This is a genomic window from Stenotrophomonas sp. INTA L402-1 (assembly GCF_059295135.1).
The window spans coordinates 1-17132 of record NZ_JCAFWP010000056.1 but is presented as its reverse complement, the minus strand read 5'-3'; the positions used below and the strand labels follow the sequence as shown (position 1 = coordinate 17132).

13 protein-coding genes and 1 tRNA gene are annotated in these 17132 nt (G+C 63.3%); all 14 read right to left on the bottom strand.

Features of this window, described 5'->3' with window-relative positions; translation table 11 throughout:
• Positions 1-427 (bottom strand): GTP-binding protein (locus AC5O77_RS20385; RefSeq protein ID WP_172711931.1); only part of this gene is annotated, 427 nt, incomplete at its 3' end.
• 52 nt (positions 428-479) lie between these two features.
• Positions 480-2621 carry an elongation factor G gene (fusA, locus tag AC5O77_RS20380; RefSeq protein WP_005408207.1) on the bottom strand — a complete coding sequence of 714 codons (2142 nt, stop codon included), beginning with the start codon at positions 2619-2621 and terminating at the stop codon, positions 480-482.
• Positions 2622-2762: 141 nt separating this feature from the next.
• Complete coding sequence (rpsG, locus tag AC5O77_RS20375; protein ID WP_004145321.1) at positions 2763-3236, bottom strand: 30S ribosomal protein S7; 474 nt, start codon at positions 3234-3236, stop codon at positions 2763-2765.
• A 12-nt stretch (positions 3237-3248) separates the two neighbouring features.
• Complete coding sequence (gene rpsL / locus AC5O77_RS20370; RefSeq protein ID WP_004145320.1) at positions 3249-3623, bottom strand: 30S ribosomal protein S12; 375 nt, start codon at positions 3621-3623, stop codon at positions 3249-3251.
• Positions 3624-3907: 284 nt separating this feature from the next.
• Complete coding sequence (gene rpoC / locus AC5O77_RS20365) at positions 3908-8131, bottom strand: DNA-directed RNA polymerase subunit beta' (protein WP_125895178.1); 4224 nt, start codon at positions 8129-8131, stop codon at positions 3908-3910.
• An 89-nt stretch (positions 8132-8220) separates the two neighbouring features.
• Positions 8221-12375, bottom strand: a complete 4155-nt coding sequence (rpoB, locus tag AC5O77_RS20360; protein ID WP_049401089.1) for a DNA-directed RNA polymerase subunit beta — start codon at positions 12373-12375, stop codon at positions 8221-8223.
• A gap of 328 nt (positions 12376-12703) precedes the next feature.
• Positions 12704-13072, bottom strand: coding sequence for a 50S ribosomal protein L7/L12 (gene rplL, locus AC5O77_RS20355; protein WP_010480374.1), 369 nt, complete (start codon positions 13070-13072; stop codon positions 12704-12706).
• A gap of 63 nt (positions 13073-13135) precedes the next feature.
• Positions 13136-13672 carry a 50S ribosomal protein L10 gene (rplJ, locus tag AC5O77_RS20350; protein ID WP_010480377.1) on the bottom strand — a complete coding sequence of 179 codons (537 nt, stop codon included), beginning with the start codon at positions 13670-13672 and terminating at the stop codon, positions 13136-13138.
• Between the two features lie 386 nt (positions 13673-14058).
• On the bottom strand, positions 14059-14757 hold the full coding sequence (rplA, locus tag AC5O77_RS20345) for a 50S ribosomal protein L1 (protein ID WP_004154350.1): 699 nt from the start codon (positions 14755-14757) through the stop codon (positions 14059-14061).
• A 4-nt stretch (positions 14758-14761) separates the two neighbouring features.
• Positions 14762-15190, bottom strand: a complete 429-nt coding sequence (gene rplK / locus AC5O77_RS20340; protein ID WP_004145248.1) for a 50S ribosomal protein L11 — start codon at positions 15188-15190, stop codon at positions 14762-14764.
• A gap of 298 nt (positions 15191-15488) precedes the next feature.
• Positions 15489-16049, bottom strand: a complete 561-nt coding sequence (gene nusG, locus AC5O77_RS20335; protein WP_004154362.1) for a transcription termination/antitermination protein NusG — start codon at positions 16047-16049, stop codon at positions 15489-15491.
• 10 nt (positions 16050-16059) lie between these two features.
• Positions 16060-16473 carry a preprotein translocase subunit SecE gene (secE, locus tag AC5O77_RS20330; protein WP_005408202.1) on the bottom strand — a complete coding sequence of 138 codons (414 nt, stop codon included), beginning with the start codon at positions 16471-16473 and terminating at the stop codon, positions 16060-16062.
• Between the two features lie 49 nt (positions 16474-16522).
• Positions 16523-16598: transfer RNA gene (locus AC5O77_RS20325), tRNA-Trp, on the bottom strand.
• Positions 16599-16701: 103 nt separating this feature from the next.
• Positions 16702-17132: EF-Tu C-terminal domain-related protein (locus AC5O77_RS20320; protein ID WP_494507124.1), on the bottom strand; the 431-nt coding region annotated here is incomplete at its 5' end.

Genomic DNA, 17132 nt, shown 5'->3' with positions numbered 1-17132 from the left:
CGTCAACCATGTCGGCCTTGTTCAGGAACACGACGATGTACGGCACGCCGACCTGACGCGACAGCAGGATGTGCTCGCGGGTCTGCGGCATCGGGCCGTCAGCGGCCGAGCACACCAGGATCGCGCCGTCCATCTGGGCGGCACCGGTGATCATGTTCTTGACGTAGTCAGCGTGGCCCGGGCAATCGACGTGGGCGTAGTGACGGACCGGGGATTCGTACTCGACGTGCGCGGTCGAGATCGTGATACCACGCGCCTTTTCTTCCGGCGCGGCGTCGATCGAGGAGTAATCCTTGAACTCGCCACCGAAGCGCTCGGCACCGATCTTGGTCAGTGCAGCGGTCAGCGTGGTCTTGCCGTGATCGACGTGACCGATGGTGCCGACATTGACGTGCGGCTTGGTGCGCTCGAACTTACCCTTTGCCATTGTTCTATACCTTGATTGTTCGTAAGTGGTTTCAAGAGAGGCTGAGCGAGGCTCAGCCCTTCTTCATGACGGCTTCGGCGATGTTGGTCGGAGCCGGCTCGTAGTGATCGAATTCCATGGTGAAGGTGGCGCGGCCCTGGGTCTGCGAACGCAGCGCAGTGGCGTAGCCGAACATTTCACCCAGCGGGATCATCGCGTTGATGATCGAAGCGGAGCCGTCACCGGTGGTGTCGGAACCCTGCAGCACGCCGCGACGACGGCTGACGTCGCCCATCACGTCACCCTGGTAATCCTCCGGGGTCACGATCTCGACCTTCATGATCGGCTCCAGCAGCACCGGCTTGGCCTTGGCGAAGCCCTGCTTGAAGGCCATCGACGAAGCCAGCTTGAACGCCATTTCCGAGGAGTCGACGTCGTGGTACGAACCGAACACCAGCTTCACCTTGACGTCCACGACCGGGAAGCCAGCCAGCGGACCGCTGGTGATGGTTTCGCGCAGGCCCTTTTCAACCGACGGAATGAATTCCTTCGGGATCACGCCGCCGGTGATGTCGTTGATGAACAGGAAGTCGTCCTTGATGGCCGGAGCCAGCTTCGGATCGGCACGGTCGGCAGCGGTGATCGGCGACAGTTCGATCACGACGTGACCGTACTGACCCTTACCACCGGACTGCTTGGCGTGCTTGTAGTCCGACTTGACGTCGGCCAGGGTGATGGTTTCGCGGTAGGCCACCTGCGGCGCGCCGACGTTTGCTTCAACGTTGAACTCGCGCTTCAGGCGGTCGACGATGATGTCCAGGTGCAGCTCGCCCATGCCCGAGATGATGGTCTGGCCGGATTCTTCGTCGGTCTTGACGCGGAACGACGGATCTTCCTGCGCCAGACGGCCCAGGGCCAGACCCATCTTTTCCTGGTCCGACTTGGTCTTCGGCTCGACGGCCATCGAGATCACCGGCTCCGGGAACGTCATGCGCTCCAGGATGATCGGGGCGTCCACGGCGCACAGGGTGTCACCGGTGGTGGTGTCCTTCAGGCCCACGGCAGCGGCGATGTCACCGGCCAGAACTTCCTTGATTTCCTCGCGGTTGTTCGAGTGCATCTGCAGGATGCGGCCGATGCGCTCCTTCTTGCCCTTCACCGAGTTCAGCACGGTGTCGCCACCGTTCAGGGTGCCCGAGTAGACACGGAAGAAGGTCAGCGCGCCGACGAACGGGTCGGTGATGATCTTGAAGGCCAGCGACGAGAACGGAGCCTTGTCGTCCGACTTGCGGGTCATTTCGACGGTGTCGTCGTCAACGTCCACGCCCTTCACGTCCGGCACGTCGACCGGCGACGGCAGCAGCTGGATCACGCCGTCCAGCATGGCCTGCACGCCCTTGTTCTTGAAGGCCGAGCCGCAGTACATCGGCACGATCTCGGTGGCCAGGGTGCGGGTACGCAGCGCGTTGATGATTTCAGCCTCGGCCAGCTCTTCGCCGCCCAGGTACTTTTCCATCAGCTCTTCGCTGGCTTCGGCAGCGGTCTCGACCATGAACTGGCGAGCCTCTTCAGCCGGGCCCTGCAGCTCGGCCGGGATTTCACCGTATTCGAACTTCATGCCCTGCGAAGCCTCATCCCAATGGATGGCCTTCATCTTCAGCAGGTCGACGACGCCCTTGAAGTTGTCTTCAGCGCCGATCGGCAGCTGCATCGGCACGGCAACCGCGCCCAGCTTGGCCTTCAGCTGGCCGACGACCTTCTGGAAGTTGGCACCGGTGCGGTCCATCTTGTTGACGAACGCGATGCGCGGCACGTGGTACTTGTTGGCCTGGCGCCACACGGTTTCCGACTGCGGCTGCACGCCACCGACGGCGCACAGGACGAAGACGGCACCGTCGAGCACGCGCAGCGAGCGCTCCACTTCGATGGTGAAGTCGACGTGCCCGGGGGTGTCGATGATGTTGAAGCGGTGCTCCGGCAGGGACTTGTCCATGCCCTTCCAGAACGCGGTGGTGGCAGCGGACTGGATCGTGATGCCACGCTCCTGCTCCTGCTCCATCCAGTCCATGGTGGCGGCGCCGTCGTGCACTTCACCGATCTTGTGGCTCTTGCCGGTGTAGAACAGGATGCGCTCGGACGTGGTGGTCTTGCCGGCATCGATGTGAGCCATGATGCCGAAGTTACGGTAACGCTCGATGGGAGTGGAACGGGCCACGGGAGCCTCTCAGATTTCTTGGATTTCGGATGGCCGAACGCCGCCTTTCGGCGGCCTTCGGATTGGCGCAGTCCTTCTGGGACCGCGAGGCAGCACGCACCGAAGTGGTGCTGCCCTGCCTGTTTTACAAGGCCGTCAAACTCACCAGCGGTAGTGGGCGAATGCCTTGTTGGCTTCGGCCATGCGGTGGGTTTCTTCGCGCTTCTTGATGGCGCCGCCACGGTTTTCCGAGGCGTCGATCAGTTCAGCAGCCAGCTTCTTCGGCATGGTGTTCTCACCACGCTTGCGCGCGGAGTCGATCAGCCAGCGCATGGCCAGCGCCATCTTGCGCGACGAACGCACTTCGACCGGCACCTGGTAGGTGGCACCACCGACGCGGCGCGACTTGACTTCGACCGCCGGAGCGACGTTGTCCAGAGCCTTCTGCACCAGTTCAATGGCGTTGGCGCTGCTGTTCTTCTCGGTGATCACGTCCATGGCGCCGTACACGATCTTTTCGGCGACGGACTTCTTGCCGCTCTGCATGACCATGTTGATGAAGCGGGCGATGGTTTCGCTTCCGTGCTTCGGATCGGGCAGGACGGAACGCTGCGGAGTATTACCCTTACGCGACATAGTGCTCTCTCCTTATGCCTTCGGACGCTTGGCGCCGTACTTGGAACGGGCCTGGCGACGCTTGGCAACGCCGGCGGCGTCGAGCGAGCCACGAACGGTGTGGTAACGCACACCCGGCAGGTCCTTGACGCGACCGCCGCGGATCAGGACCACGGAGTGCTCCTGCAGGTTGTGGCCTTCACCACCGATGTAGGAAATCACTTCTTCCTGGTTGGTCAGGCGGACCTTGGCAACCTTGCGCAGAGCCGAGTTCGGCTTCTTCGGAGTGGTGGTGTAGACACGGGTGCAGACGCCACGGCGCTGCGGGCACTTGTCGAGCGCCGGCGAGGCACTCTTGTAGGTGGTCGCTTGCCGCGGCTTGCGGACCAGCTGGTTGATCGTCGCCATCAGTAGGTTCTTCTGATTGGTGGCCGGAAAATCCGACCAGAGATGCGGAAATGTTAAAGCAGGCCAAAATTCTGGCCTGCTGAGACAGACGATTGTAGCAACCTGCCAGGAAAGCAGTCAAACGCCTCCTGTCAAGCCCGTTCCTGATCCCGGAACGTTACTGGGGGGCCTCCATGTACCCCGTTCAGGTTGGCCGGGTCGATCGCGGACGATCTCCCCTGCCCTTTCCCAATCCCATCGATGGACCGATGGGGTGGTCCGGCCTTGCGGCCGGACCGGATACCTCATTCTTCGCCCGAGGCCTGTTCAGCTTCGGCTTCAACCACCGGCGCCTCGACCGCAGCCGGAGTACCGGCCAGGGTCTGCATTTCCGACTCGGTGAGACCGGAAGCGCCGCGGCGGCGGTTGCTGTGGTACGCCAGGCCGGTACCGGCCGGAATCAAGCGACCCACGATGACGTTTTCCTTCAGGCCACGCAGGTTGTCCGAGGTGCCGCGGACGGCCGCTTCGGTCAGCACGCGGGTGGTTTCCTGGAACGACGCGGCCGAGATGAACGATTCGGTCGCCAGCGAGGCCTTGGTGATACCCAGCAGGACCGGATCGAAGTGCGCCGGCAGCTCGTTGCGGGTCGACAGGCGCGCATTCTCCTCGATAACGCGCTGACGCTCCACCTGTTCGCCGTTCAGGAACTTGCTGCTGCCCTGGTCGGTGATCTCGACCTTGCGCAGCATCTGGCGGGTGATCACCTCGATGTGCTTGTCGTTGATCTTCACGCCCTGCAGGCGGTACACGTCCTGGATTTCCTTCACCAGGTAGGCCGCCAGCGGTTCGACACCCAGCAGACGCAGGATGTCCTGCGGGCTCGGCTCGCCGTCCACGATGGTTTCACCCTTGGTGACATGCTCGCCTTCGAACACGATGACCTGGCGGTACTTCGGGATCAGCTCTTCGTGCTCCGAACCATCGGTGTCCTTGATGATCAGGCGCTGCTTGCCCTTGGTGTCCTTGCCGAAGCTGATGATGCCCGAACGCTCGGCCAGCACCGCCGGATCCTTCGGCTTGCGCGCTTCGAACAGATCGGCCACGCGCGGCAGACCACCGGTGATGTCGCGGGTCTTCGACGCTTCCTGCGGGATCTTGGCGACCACGTCACCCACGCCGACGGCAGCGCCGTCCTGCAGGTTGACGATCGAGCGCGGCGGCAGCAGGTACTGCGCCGGCAGGTCGGTGCCCGGGATCGACAGGTCGTTGCCCTTGGCGTCGACGATGCGCACGATCGGGCGCAGGTCCTTGGCCTGGGTACCACGACGCTTCGGATCGGTGATTTCGCGCGACGCCAGGCCGGTCAGCTCGTCGGTCTTCTCGATGACGGTGATGCCGTCGACGAAGTCGATGAAGCGGATGAAACCGGCCACTTCCGACACGATCGGGTGGTTATGCGGATCCCAGTTGGCCACGGTCTGGCCAGCCTTGATCGCATCACCGTCCTTGGACGTGATGGTCGCACCGTACGGCAGCTTGTAGCGCTCACGCTCACGGCCGTGGGCATCGAGCACCGAGATTTCGCCCGAGCGCGACACTGCCACCAGCGAGCCGTTGGCATGCTCGACGGACTTGAGGTTGCTGAACTTGACCGAGCCGGTGGTCTTGACGGTGATGTTGTCGACCGCAGCAGCTCGCGACGCCGCACCACCGATGTGGAACGTACGCATGGTCAGCTGGGTACCCGGCTCACCGATGGACTGGGCGGCGATGACGCCGACCGCTTCACCGATGTTGACCAGGTGGCCACGGGCCAGATCGCGGCCGTAGCAGCGACCGCAGACACCGAAGGCCGATTCGCACGAGATCGTCGAACGCACCTTGATGCTCTGCACGCCGGCGTCTTCCAGCTTGGCGACCCAGGCTTCGTCCAGCAGGGTGTTGCGGGTGACGATCGGATCTTCGTCGTTGCCCGGCAGGAACACGTCCTCGGCAACCACGCGACCCAGCACGCGATCCTTCAGCGGCTCGACCACGTCGCCGCCTTCCACGATCGGGGTCATGATCAGGCCTTCGGTGGTACCGCAATCCACCTCGGTGATCACCACGTCCTGCGCGACGTCGACCAGACGACGGGTCAGGTAACCCGAGTTCGCGGTCTTCAGCGCGGTATCGGCCAGACCCTTACGGGCACCGTGGGTGGAGTTGAAGTACTCCTGCACGTTCAGGCCTTCACGGAAGTTCGCCTTGATGGGCGTCTCGATGATCGAGCCGTCCGGACGCGCCATCAGGCCACGCATACCGGCCAGCTGACGGATCTGCGCCTGCGAACCACGCGCACCGGAGTCGGCCATGATGTACAGCGAGTTCATCGACTTCTGGTCGATGGTCTCACCCTTGGCATTGACGACCTTTTCGGTACCGATGGTGTCCATCATCGCCTTGGCGATGCGCTCGTTGGTGCGCGACCAGATGTCGACCACCTTGTTGTAGCGCTCGCCGGCGGTGACCAGGCCCGACTGGTACTGCTCCTGGATTTCCAGCACTTCGGCTTCGGCCTCGGTGAGGATGCCCTTCTTCTCGTCCGGGATCAGCATGTCGTCGATGCCGATCGAGACGCCGGCGCGGGTCGCGTAGGCGAAGCCGGTGTACATCAGCTTGTCGGCGAACACGACCGTGTCCTTCAGACCCAGCTGGCGGTAGCTGGAGTTGATCAGGCGGCTGATGTTCTTCTTGGTCAGCTCGGTGTTGGCCAGCGCGAACGGCAGGCCTTCCGGCAGGATTTCAGCCAGCAGGGCGCGACCGATCGTGGTGTCCACGATCGAGGTCTTGTTCTGCTTCACACCGTCTTCGTCGGTCACCACCTCGGTGATGCGGACCTTGACGCGCGCGTGCAGTTCCACCACGCGGTTGTCGTAGGCACGCTTCACTTCGGCGATGTTGGCGAAGGCCATGCCCTCGCCCTTCTTGTTTTCCAGCGAGCGGGTCATGTAGTACAGACCCAGCACGACGTCCTGCGACGGCACGATGATCGGCTCGCCGTTGGCCGGCGACAGGATGTTGTTGGTCGACATCATCAGCGCACGCGCTTCCAGCTGGGCTTCCAGCGAGAGCGGCACGTGGACGGCCATCTGGTCACCGTCGAAGTCGGCGTTGAACGCGGTGCAGACCAGCGGGTGCAGCTGGATGGCCTTGCCTTCGATCAGCACCGGCTCGAACGCCTGGATGCCCAGACGGTGCAGGGTCGGCGCACGGTTCAGCATCACCGGATGCTCGCGGATGACCTCTTCCAGGATGTCCCAGACTTCGGCTTCTTCGCGCTCGACCAGCTTCTTGGCGGCCTTGATGGTGGTGGCCAGGCCACGACGCTGCAGCTTGGCGAAGACGAACGGCTTGAACAGCTCAAGCGCCATCTTCTTCGGCAGGCCGCACTGGTGCAGGCGCAGGTACGGACCGACCACGATGACCGAACGGCCCGAGTAGTCGACGCGCTTGCCCAGCAGGTTCTGGCGGAAGCGACCCTGCTTGCCCTTGATCATGTCGGCCAGCGACTTCAGCGGGCGCTTGTTGGTGCCGGTGATGGCACGGCCACGACGGCCGTTGTCCAGCAGCGCATCGACCGATTCCTGCAGCATGCGCTTTTCATTGCGCACGATGATGTCCGGCGCGCTCAGTTCGAGCAGGCGGCGCAGGCGGTTGTTACGGTTGATGACACGGCGGTACAGGTCGTTCAGGTCGGAGGTCGCGAAGCGGCCACCATCCAGCGGGACCAGCGGACGCAGGTCCGGCGGCAGCACCGGCAGCACGGTCATGACCATCCATTCCGGACGGTTGCCCGACTCCAGGAAGGCTTCGATCAGCTTGATGCGCTTGGTGAGGCGCTTGAGCTTGGTTTCCGAACCGGTAGCGGCGATTTCCTCGCGCAGGCGGGTCATTTCCGACTGCAGGTCGATCGTGCGCAGCAGTTCGTACACGGCCTCGGCGCCCATCGCGGCGTCGAAGTCGTCACCGTGCTCCTGGCGGGCCTGCAGGTACTGTTCTTCGGTCAGCAGCTGGCGGCGCTCCAGGGCGGTCAGGCCCGGCTCGGTCACCACGTAGGCTTCGAAGTACAGCACGCGCTCGATGTCGCGCAGGGTCATGTCCAGCATCAGGCCGATGCGCGACGGCAGCGACTTCAGGAACCAGATGTGCGCGACCGGCGAAGCCAGGTCGATATGGCCCATGCGCTCGCGACGCACCTTGGCCAGGGTCACTTCGGTGCCGCACTTTTCGCAGACCACGCCGCGGTGCTTCATGCGCTTGTACTTGCCGCACAGGCACTCGTAGTCCTTCACCGGGCCGAAGATGGCGGCGCAGAACAGGCCGTCGCGTTCCGGCTTGAAGGTACGGTAGTTGATGGTTTCCGGCTTCTTCACTTCGCCGAAGGACCACGAACGGATCAGGTCCGGCGAGGCCAGCGCGATCTTGATCGCGTCGAAGTCCAGCGTCTGGCGCTGCTGGTTGAAGAGGTTGAGCAGGTCTTTCATGGTGTTCTCCAGAAGGAGGAATGCTGTGTCGATGGGCTTTCAGTTGACTGCCAGCGGCGCGGCGGCGGAGGCCGCCGCGCCGGCATGGATCAGTTGTCTTCCAGTTCCATGTTGATGGCCAGCGAGCGGATTTCCTTCACGAGCACGTTGAAGGATTCCGGCATGCCCGCGACCATCTCGTGCTCACCGTCGACGATGTTCTTGTACATCTGGTTGCGGCCCTGCACGTCATCGGACTTCACCGTCAGCATTTCCTGCAGGGTGTAGGCCGCGCCGTAGGCTTCCAGCGCCCAGACTTCCATTTCACCGAAGCGCTGGCCGCCGAACTGCGCCTTGCCGCCCAGCGGCTGCTGGGTGACGAGCGAGTACGGACCGGTCGAACGGGCGTGCATCTTGTCGTCGACCAGGTGGTTCAGCTTCAGGTAGTGCATGTAACCCACGGTGGTGTGGCGATCGAACGCTTCACCGGTGCGGCCGTCGTACAGCTGGGTCTGGCCACTGCTCGGCAGGTCTGCCAGTTCCAGCATGCGCTTGATTTCCGCTTCGGTGGCGCCGTCGAACACCGGGGTGGCCATAGGCACGCCGTCGGTGAGGTTACGGGCCAGACGCAGCAGTTCCTCGTCGCTGAACTGCGACAGGTCGACACGGTTGGCCACGTTGGTGTCGTCGTGGTTGTAGATGTCGTCCAGGAACTTGCGCAGGTCGGCAACCGCCGCCTGGGCTTCCATCATCGCCTGGATCTTGCGGCCCAGGCCCTTGGCAGCCCAGCCCAGATGCACTTCCAGGATCTGGCCGATGTTCATACGCGACGGCACGCCCAGCGGGTTCAGCACGATGTCCACGGTTTCGCCCGAGGCCATGTACGGCATGTCCTCGACCGGCACCACGTTGGAGACCACACCCTTGTTGCCGTGGCGGCCTGCCATCTTGTCGCCCGGCTGGATGCGGCGCTTCACGGCCAGGAACACCTTGACCATCTTCAGCACGCCCGGGGCGAGGTCGTCACCGGCGGTGATCTTGCCGCGCTTGTCGGCGAAGCGACGCTCGAATTCCTTCTCGTGCGCCTGGATCTGCTTCTGCGCGCGCTCGATGGCTTCCGAGGCGTCCTCGTCCTTCATGCGCAGGGCGAACCAGTCAGCCTTCTTCAGGCCGTCCAGGAACGCGTCGCTGATGACGTCGCCCTTCTTCAGGCCAGCGCCACCGTTGACCACCTTGCCCACGATCTGCGAACGCAGACGCATGTAGATGGCGGCTTCCAGGATGCGGAACTGGTCGTCGAAGTCCTTCTTGACGCGCTTGATTTCAGACTCTTCGATCTGGCGAGCGCGCTTGTCCTTCTCGATGCCGTCGCGGGTGAAGACCTGCACGTCGATGACGGTGCCGTCCATGCCCGGCGGAACGCGCAGCGAGCTGTCCTTCACGTCCGAAGCCTTCTCGCCGAAGATCGCGCGCAGCAGCTTTTCTTCCGGGGTCAGCTGGCTTTCGCCCTTCGGGGTGACCTTGCCGACCATGATGTCGCCGGCGCGGACTTCCGCACCGATGTACACCACGCCGCTCTCGTCCAGGCGGTTCAGCGCCTGCTCGGAGACGTTCGGGATGTCGGCCGAGATTTCCTCCGGCCCCAGCTTGGTGTCACGCGCGACGCAGGTCAGCTCTTCGATGTGGATCGTGGTGTAACGATCCTCTTCCACCACGCGCTCGGAGAGCAGGATGGAGTCTTCGAAGTTGTAGCCGTTCCACGGCATGAACGCGATCAGCATGTTCTGGCCCAGGGCCAGTTCGCCGATGTCGGTGGACGGACCGTCGGCCAGCACGTCGCCGCGGGCGATGACGTCACCCACCTGCACCAGCGGACGCTGGTTGATGCAGGTGTTCTGGTTCGAACGGGTGTACTTGACCAGGTTGTAGATGTCCACGCCTGCGTCGGTGGCGCCAACGATCTCTTCCTCGTTGACCTTGACCACGATACGGGCGGCATCGATCTGCACGATCTCGCCACCACGACGGGCATTCACGGTCACACCGGAGTCACGCGCCACGGCGCGCTCGATGCCGGTACCGACCAGCGGCTTCTGCGCACGCAGGGTCGGCACGGCCTGACGCTGCATGTTGGCGCCCATCAGTGCACGGTTGGCGTCATCGTGCTCCAGGAACGGAACCAGCGCGGCCGCGATCGACACGGTCTGCATCGGCGAGACGTCCATGAAGTGGACTTCCGCCGGCGGCTTCAGCAGCGACTCGCCCTGGAAGCGGCACGGAACGAACTGCTCGGTCAGCACGCTGTCGGCATTGGTCAGGGCGTTGGCCTGCGCAATGACGTATTCGTTTTCTTCGATGGCCGACAGGAACTCGACTTCGTCATAGACCTTGCCGTCCACGACCTTGCGGTACGGGGTCTCGAGGAAACCGTACTGGTTGGTGCGGGCGTACACGGCCAGCGAGTTGATCAGGCCGATGTTCGGGCCTTCCGGGGTTTCGATGGTGCAGACGCGGCCGTAATGGGTCGGGTGCACGTCGCGCACTTCGAAGCCGGCGCGCTCACGGGTCAGGCCGCCCGGGCCCAGGGCCGAGACGCGACGCTTGTGGGTCACTTCCGACAGCGGGTTGTTCTGGTCCATGAACTGCGACAGCTGCGAGGAGCCGAAGAACTCCTTGATGGCAGCGGCAACCGGCTTGGCGTTGATCAGCTCCTGCGGGGTCAGGCCTTCCGACTCGGCCATCGACAGGCGCTCCTTGACCGCGCGCTCGACGCGGACCAGGCCCACGCGGAACACGTTCTCGGCCATTTCGCCGACCGAACGCACGCGACGGTTGCCCAGGTGATCGATGTCATCGACCACGCCGCGACCGTTGCGGATCTCGGTCAGGACCTTGATCACGTCCAGGATGTCGGAGCTGTCGCCATGGGCGGCAACCAGGCGCTTGGACTCTTCGTCGTTGCGCTCACCGTAGTACTTGCGGTCGTACAGCACGGCTTCGCCGGTGGTTTCCTTGCGGCCCACGCGACGGTTGAACTTCATGCGGCCGACCGCAGACAGGTCGTAGCGCTCGAAGGTGAAGAACAGGTTGTGGAACAGGTTCTGCGCGGCATCCTTGGTCGGCGGCTCGCCCGGACGCATCATGCGGTAGATCTCGACCAGGGCTTCCAGCTGGGTCTTGGTCGGGTCGATGCGCAGGGTGTTGGACAGGTACGGGCCACGATCCAGATCGTTCACCCACAGGGTGCCCACGGCATCCACACCGGCCTTGCGGAAGGCCTGCAGCTGCTCGTCGGTGATCTCGTCATTGGCCTGGGCCAGCAGTTCGCCGGTCGAAGCATCGACCACGTCGTGCGACAGGATGCGGCCGACGATGTAGTCGTCCGGCACGGCCAGGGCGGCGATGCCCGAGGCTTCCAGCTGCTTGATGTGGCGCGCGGTGATGCGCTTGCCGGCTTCCACGATGACCTTGTCGCCGTCGGCGAGGTCGAAGCCCAGGGTTTCGCCACGCAGGCGCTCCGGCACCAGCTCCAGCTGGACGCCTTCATCCGGGTTGATGTGGAAGGTGTTGATCTCGAAGAACTCGGCCAGCATCTCTTCGTTGCTGTAGCCGAGCGCGCGCAGCAGGATCGACACCGGCAGCTTGCGGCGGCGGTCGATACGGGTGAACAGCGCATCCTTCGGGTCGAACTCGAAGTCCAGCCAGGAGCCGCGGTAAGGAATGATGCGGGCGCTGTACAGCAGCTTGCCCGAGCTGTGGGTCTTGCCACGGTCGTGGTCGAAGAACACGCCCGGCGAACGGTGCAGCTGCGAGACGATGACGCGCTCGGTGCCGTTGACGATGAAGGTGCCGTTCTCGGTCATCAGCGGGATTTCGCCCAGATAGACCTCCTGCTCCTTCACGTACTTGATGGCCTTGGTCGACGACTCACGGTCGTAGATCACCAGGCGCACGGTCACGCGCAGCGGGGCGCCGTAGCTCATGCCACGCTGGCGGCACTCACGCTCGTCGAAGACCGGTTCGCCCAGCTTGTAGCCGACGTATTCCAGGGCAGCGTTGCCGCTGTAGCTGGCGATCGGGAAGACCGACTTCAGCGCAGCGTGCAGGCCGTGGTCCGTGCGCTTGGCCGGATCGACGTTTTCCTGCAGGAATTCACGATAGGAATCCACCTGGATGGCGAGCAGGAACGGCACTTCGAGAATCGAGCGCTGCTTGCCGAAATCCTTGCGGATACGCTTTTTTTCGGTGAACGAATAGGACGTCATGAGGTCTTCCACCTTGTTGTGCGGATCGTGCGCCCACGATCCGAAGGGAACTTGAAATTGTCAGTTGGAAGTCGCTGGTATTGCCGGCACCAGCACGCCTTCTCCCGCTACTTCCAACTGCCAACTCGTCTGCATCCACTCCCCCGCTGCCGCGCTCTGCGCTGGCCTGCCGGGGTCTGACCGCAGCCCGTGTTGGGCTTTTTCTGCTTTTGAAACAGCCGACTAACAGTCGACCCTACCGGTACTGCAACAACGACCAAAGGCCGGGGGCTTACGCCCCCAGCCTTGGCTGCATCGCCGTGAATCGGTGACGATGCAAGGTAACTGCTTACTTGACTTCGACAGTCGCGCCAGCAGCTTCCAGGTCCTTCTTCATCTTCTCGGCGTCGTCCTTCGAAGCGCCTTCCTTCAGGACGCCACCGGCTTCGGCCAGGTCCTTCGCTTCCTTCAGGCCCAGGCCGGTGATGGCGCGGACGGCCTTGATGACTTCGACCTTCTTGTCGCCGGCCGACTTCAGGGTGACGGTGAACTCGGTCTGCTCTTCAACAGCAGCGGCCGGGCCAGCGGCAGCAGCCACGGCAACCGGAGCAGCGGCGGAGACGCCGAACTTCTCTTCGATGGCCTTGACCAGCTCCATCACTTCCATCAGGGACTTCTCGGCGATGGCGTCGACGATCTGTTCGTTGGTAAGGGACATGATTAATACCTTTGGATGATTTTCTGGGTTGAGGTTCCGTCAGGAACCACGGTAAGTCGAAACTCAGGCGGTCTCGGCGGCCGGCTCGGCAGCGTCGGCGGCGACGTCGCCACCACCCTGCTTCTCGCCAACGGCCTTGATGGCGCGGGCAAACATCGTGACCGGCTCGGTCAGGACGCGGGCCAGCATGGCCAGGGCCTGGTCGCGGGTCGGCAGCGAGGCCAGCACTTCGACGTGGCTTGCCGGGAACACTTCGCCACCGATGGCGACGACCTTAGCCTTCAGCTTGTCGTTGCCCTTGGCGGCTTCCTTGATCAGGCGACCGGCAGCGCCGGGCTCCTCGAGCGAGAACGCGTACAGCAGCGGACCAACCATCTGGTCCTGGGCGACTGCGAACTCGGTGCCTTCAACGGCGCGCGAAGCCAGGGTGTTCTTGACAACCTTCAAGAAAACACCGGTTTCACGAGCCTGCTTGCGCATCGCGGTCATCTGGGCGACCGTGGTGCCAGCGTATTCGGCTGCGATCAAGGAGTGGGCCTTGGCGGCGACGTCTGCCAGCTCGGCGACTACTTCTTGCTTCTGGGACAGATTGAGAGCCATTGCACTCCTCCTATTGAACTCCGCTTACGGCTCCTGCCGTGTGCGGTCCTGTGCGGCATCCGTCCTGGACGCCGGGAACATCGGGATGATGTTCCGGGGGTGGGCCGTTCTAGACCTGGAGTGGGCCAACCTGGGAAACCCAGACGTGCGTGAACCAGAAAAACTCCAGAAGGGCACCATCTACGCAGGGTGATTCCGGAGAATCGATTAAGCGCTCATGACTGCTCCGGCGGCGACTCCTTGCCAGATCGAGCTTCCGTGCCCGTCGCCGGTATTGCCACGACCGCGCCTGCGGTCTTTGACGGCTACCGCGGGCGATGTACGGCCAGCGATGCCTTCAAATGTCACGGTCACGGCACCGAAGGTACCGTGACCGCTTGAAACAATTACTTCAGGGTCAGCGACGACTGGTCGACGGTGACGCCCGGGCCCATCGTCGAGCTGACCGAAACCTTCTGCAGGTAGGTGCCCTTCGAGGTGGCCGGCTTGGCCTTGATCAGGTCCAGCAGCAGCGCGGTCAGGTTCGACTTCAGCGCGTCTTCGGCGAAGTCGGCCTTGCCGATGGTGCAGTGGATGATGCCAGCCTTGTCGGTGCGGTAACGGACCTGACCCGACTTGGCGTTCTTCACGGCTTCACCCGGGTTCGGGGAAACGGTGCCGACCTTCGGGTTCGGCATCAGGCCGCGCGGGCCCAGCACGGTGCCCAGCTTACCGACGACGCGCATGGCGTCCGGGGTCGCGATGACGACGTCGTAGTTCAGATCGCCGGCCTGCATCTTCTCGGCCAGATCATCCATACCGACGGCTTCGGCGCCAGCGGCCAGGGCTTCGTCAGCCTTGGCACCGGCCGGAGCGAACACGGCGACGCGGACCGACTTGCCGGTACCGGCCGGCAGCACGGTGGAGCCACGGACCTGCTGGTCGGACTTCTTCGCATCGACGCCCAGGCGCACAGCGACGTCGATCGACTCGACGAACTTGGCCTTGGTGGCGCTCTTCAGGATGTTGATCGCGTCCTCGAAGGCGTATGCCTTGCCCGGAACGACGGCGGCCTTGATGGCCTTCTCACGCTTGGTCTGTGCCATCTTATTAACCCTCCACCACGAGGCCCATGGAACGGGCAGAGCCAGCGATGGTACGCACGGCGGCGTCCAGATCGGCGGCAGTCAGATCCGGTTCCTTCGCCTTGGCGATCTCTTCCAGCTGCTTACGGGTGACCTTGCCGACCTTCTCGGTGTTCGGGCGCTTGGAGCCCGACGAGATGCCAGCGGCCTTCTTCAGCAGGGTGGTGGCCGGGGTGCTCTTGGTGATGAAGGTGAACGTACGGTCCGAGTAGGCCGTGATGATCACCGGAACCGGCAGACCCGGCTCGAGCTTCTGCGTGGCAGCGTTGAACGCCTTGCAGAATTCCATGATGTTCAGACCGCGCTGACCCAGCGCAGGACCGACCGGCGGCGAGGGGTTGGCCTGACCGGCCTTCACCTGCAGCTTGATGTAACCGACAACTTTCTTTGCCATGTGAGTACTCTCCGGGTGCTAGCGCCTTTCGACAACAGGCTCCCCATCGGACCGGGAATCACGCGTCCCGGCATCGCGTTTTGAAATCATGCTGAAGGCCACCTTGCGGCGGCCTCGTCCTGCTGGCTTCCCAGCGGGGAGCCGCGCACTATATCAGGTTTTTTCTTCACATGCCTGAAGCGGCACGTAAACGGACGAAACCGGGCAAAGCCCGGTTCCCCTTGTAGAGTCGAGCCATGCTCGACTGCACCGCCATCCCGAGCCTGGAGTCGAGCATGGCTCGACCCTACAGGACCGGTCAGACGGCCTTTTCGACCTGGCCGAACTCGAGTTCGACCGGAGTGGCACGACCGAAGATCAGCACCGAGACGCGCAGACGGCTCTTCTCGTAGTTGACTTCTTCGACGACACCATTGAAATCGTTGAACGGGCCGTCGGTAACGCGGACCATCTGGCCCGGCTCGAACAGCACCTTCGGACGCGGCTTCTCGACACCTTCCTGAACGCGATTCAGGATGGCTTCGGCCTCGGAATCGGCGATCGGCAGCGGACGGTCGGCGGTGCCACCGATGAAGCCCATCACGCGCGGGGTTTCCTTGACCAGGTGCCAGCTTTCGTTGTCGATGCGCGGAATACCGGCTTCTTCGTGGGTCTCGATCTGGACCAGCACGTAACCCGGGAAGAACTTGCGCTCGGAGCGGCGCTTCTGGCCAGCGCGCATCTCGACCACTTCTTCGGTCGGGACCAGGACATCGCCGAAGCGCTCTTCCATGCCGTCACGGACGATGCGATCGCGCAGAGCCTGCGCCACCGACTTCTCGAAGCCCGAATAGGCGTGAACGACGTACCAACGCTTCATGCAATTCTCCTTAGCGGCTCAGGAACAACTGAACCAGCCACTGAATGACGTAATCGAACCCACCCAGCAACAGACTGAGAATGGTCACCACCACCATCACGACCCAGGTCATGCGGATGGCTTCCTGGCGCGTCGGCCAGACCACCTTGCGCAGTTCGAAGCGCGACTCGGAGAGGAATTCGCGGGTGTCGCGCCCCTTGCCGGTCAGCATGAACACGCCGATACCGCCAACCAGACCGACCACAACCGCCAACGCACGCAGCTGACCCGCCCACGCACCCAGCTGGGTGGCGCGACCGGAGTCGGCGGAGAACCAGAACCAGACGAACAGACCGGCCAGCACCAGCAGCGATGCGGCGACGTACTTGACGATATCCCCGCCGTTGGCGGAGTTGTCCTTGGAGTGTTCGATCTTGCTATTCATCCGGCTGTGTCTGCTTTAGCGGCCCAGGCCGCTGGATAAGGTGGGCAGATGGCACGCCAGGAGGGACTCGAACCCCCAACCTGCGGTTTTGGAGACCGCTGCTCTGCCAATTGAGCTACTGGCGTACGTGTTGAAACTTGCCTTCCCTTAGACGGCGAAGGCGGACCGAGGTTCCCGGCCCGCCATTCGCGTAACCGGCGGCGCTATGCAACCACCGGTACTGCAGGCTTACTCGATGATCTTCGAGACCACGCCGGCGCCGACGGTACGACCACCTTCGCGGATGGCGAAGCGCAGGCCTTCGTCCATTGCCACCGGGTTGATCAGGGTGACGACCATCTTGACGTTGTCACCCGGCATCACCATTTCGACGCCTTCCGGCAGAGCAGCTGCGCCGGTGATGTCGGTGGTGCGGAAGTAGAACTGCGGACGGTAGCCGTTGAAGAACGGGGTGTGACGGCCGCCCTCGTCCTTCGACAGGACGTAGACTTCGCCTTCGAACTTGGTGTGCGGCTTGATCGAACCCGGCTTGGCCAGAACCTGGCCACGCTCGACGTCGTCACGCTTGGTGCCGCGCAGCAGCAGGCCAGCGTTGTCGCCTGCCTGACCCTGGTCCAGCAGCTTGCGGAACATTTCAACGCCGGTCACGGTGGTCTTCT

Excerpts from the sequence above, each read along its gene's own strand:
- rplA (WP_004154350.1), bottom strand. The coding sequence starts at position 14,757 with ATGGCACAGACCAAGCGTGAGAAGGCCATCAAGGCCGCCGTCGTTCCG.
- rplK (WP_004145248.1), bottom strand. The coding sequence starts at position 15,190 with ATGGCAAAGAAAGTTGTCGGTTACATCAAGCTGCAGGTGAAGGCCGGT.
- rpsG (WP_004145321.1), bottom strand. The coding sequence starts at position 3,236 with ATGTCGCGTAAGGGTAATACTCCGCAGCGTTCCGTCCTGCCCGATCCG.
- rplJ (WP_010480377.1), bottom strand. The coding sequence starts at position 13,672 with ATGGCTCTCAATCTGTCCCAGAAGCAAGAAGTAGTCGCCGAGCTGGCA.
- rpsL (WP_004145320.1), bottom strand. The coding sequence starts at position 3,623 with ATGGCGACGATCAACCAGCTGGTCCGCAAGCCGCGGCAAGCGACCACC.
- rpoB (WP_049401089.1), bottom strand. The coding sequence starts at position 12,375 with ATGACGTCCTATTCGTTCACCGAAAAAAAGCGTATCCGCAAGGATTTC.
- rplL (WP_010480374.1), bottom strand. The coding sequence starts at position 13,072 with ATGTCCCTTACCAACGAACAGATCGTCGACGCCATCGCCGAGAAGTCC.
- secE (WP_005408202.1), bottom strand. The coding sequence starts at position 16,473 with ATGAATAGCAAGATCGAACACTCCAAGGACAACTCCGCCAACGGCGGG.
- nusG (WP_004154362.1), bottom strand. The coding sequence starts at position 16,049 with ATGAAGCGTTGGTACGTCGTTCACGCCTATTCGGGCTTCGAGAAGTCG.
- rpoC (WP_125895178.1), bottom strand. The coding sequence starts at position 8,131 with ATGAAAGACCTGCTCAACCTCTTCAACCAGCAGCGCCAGACGCTGGAC.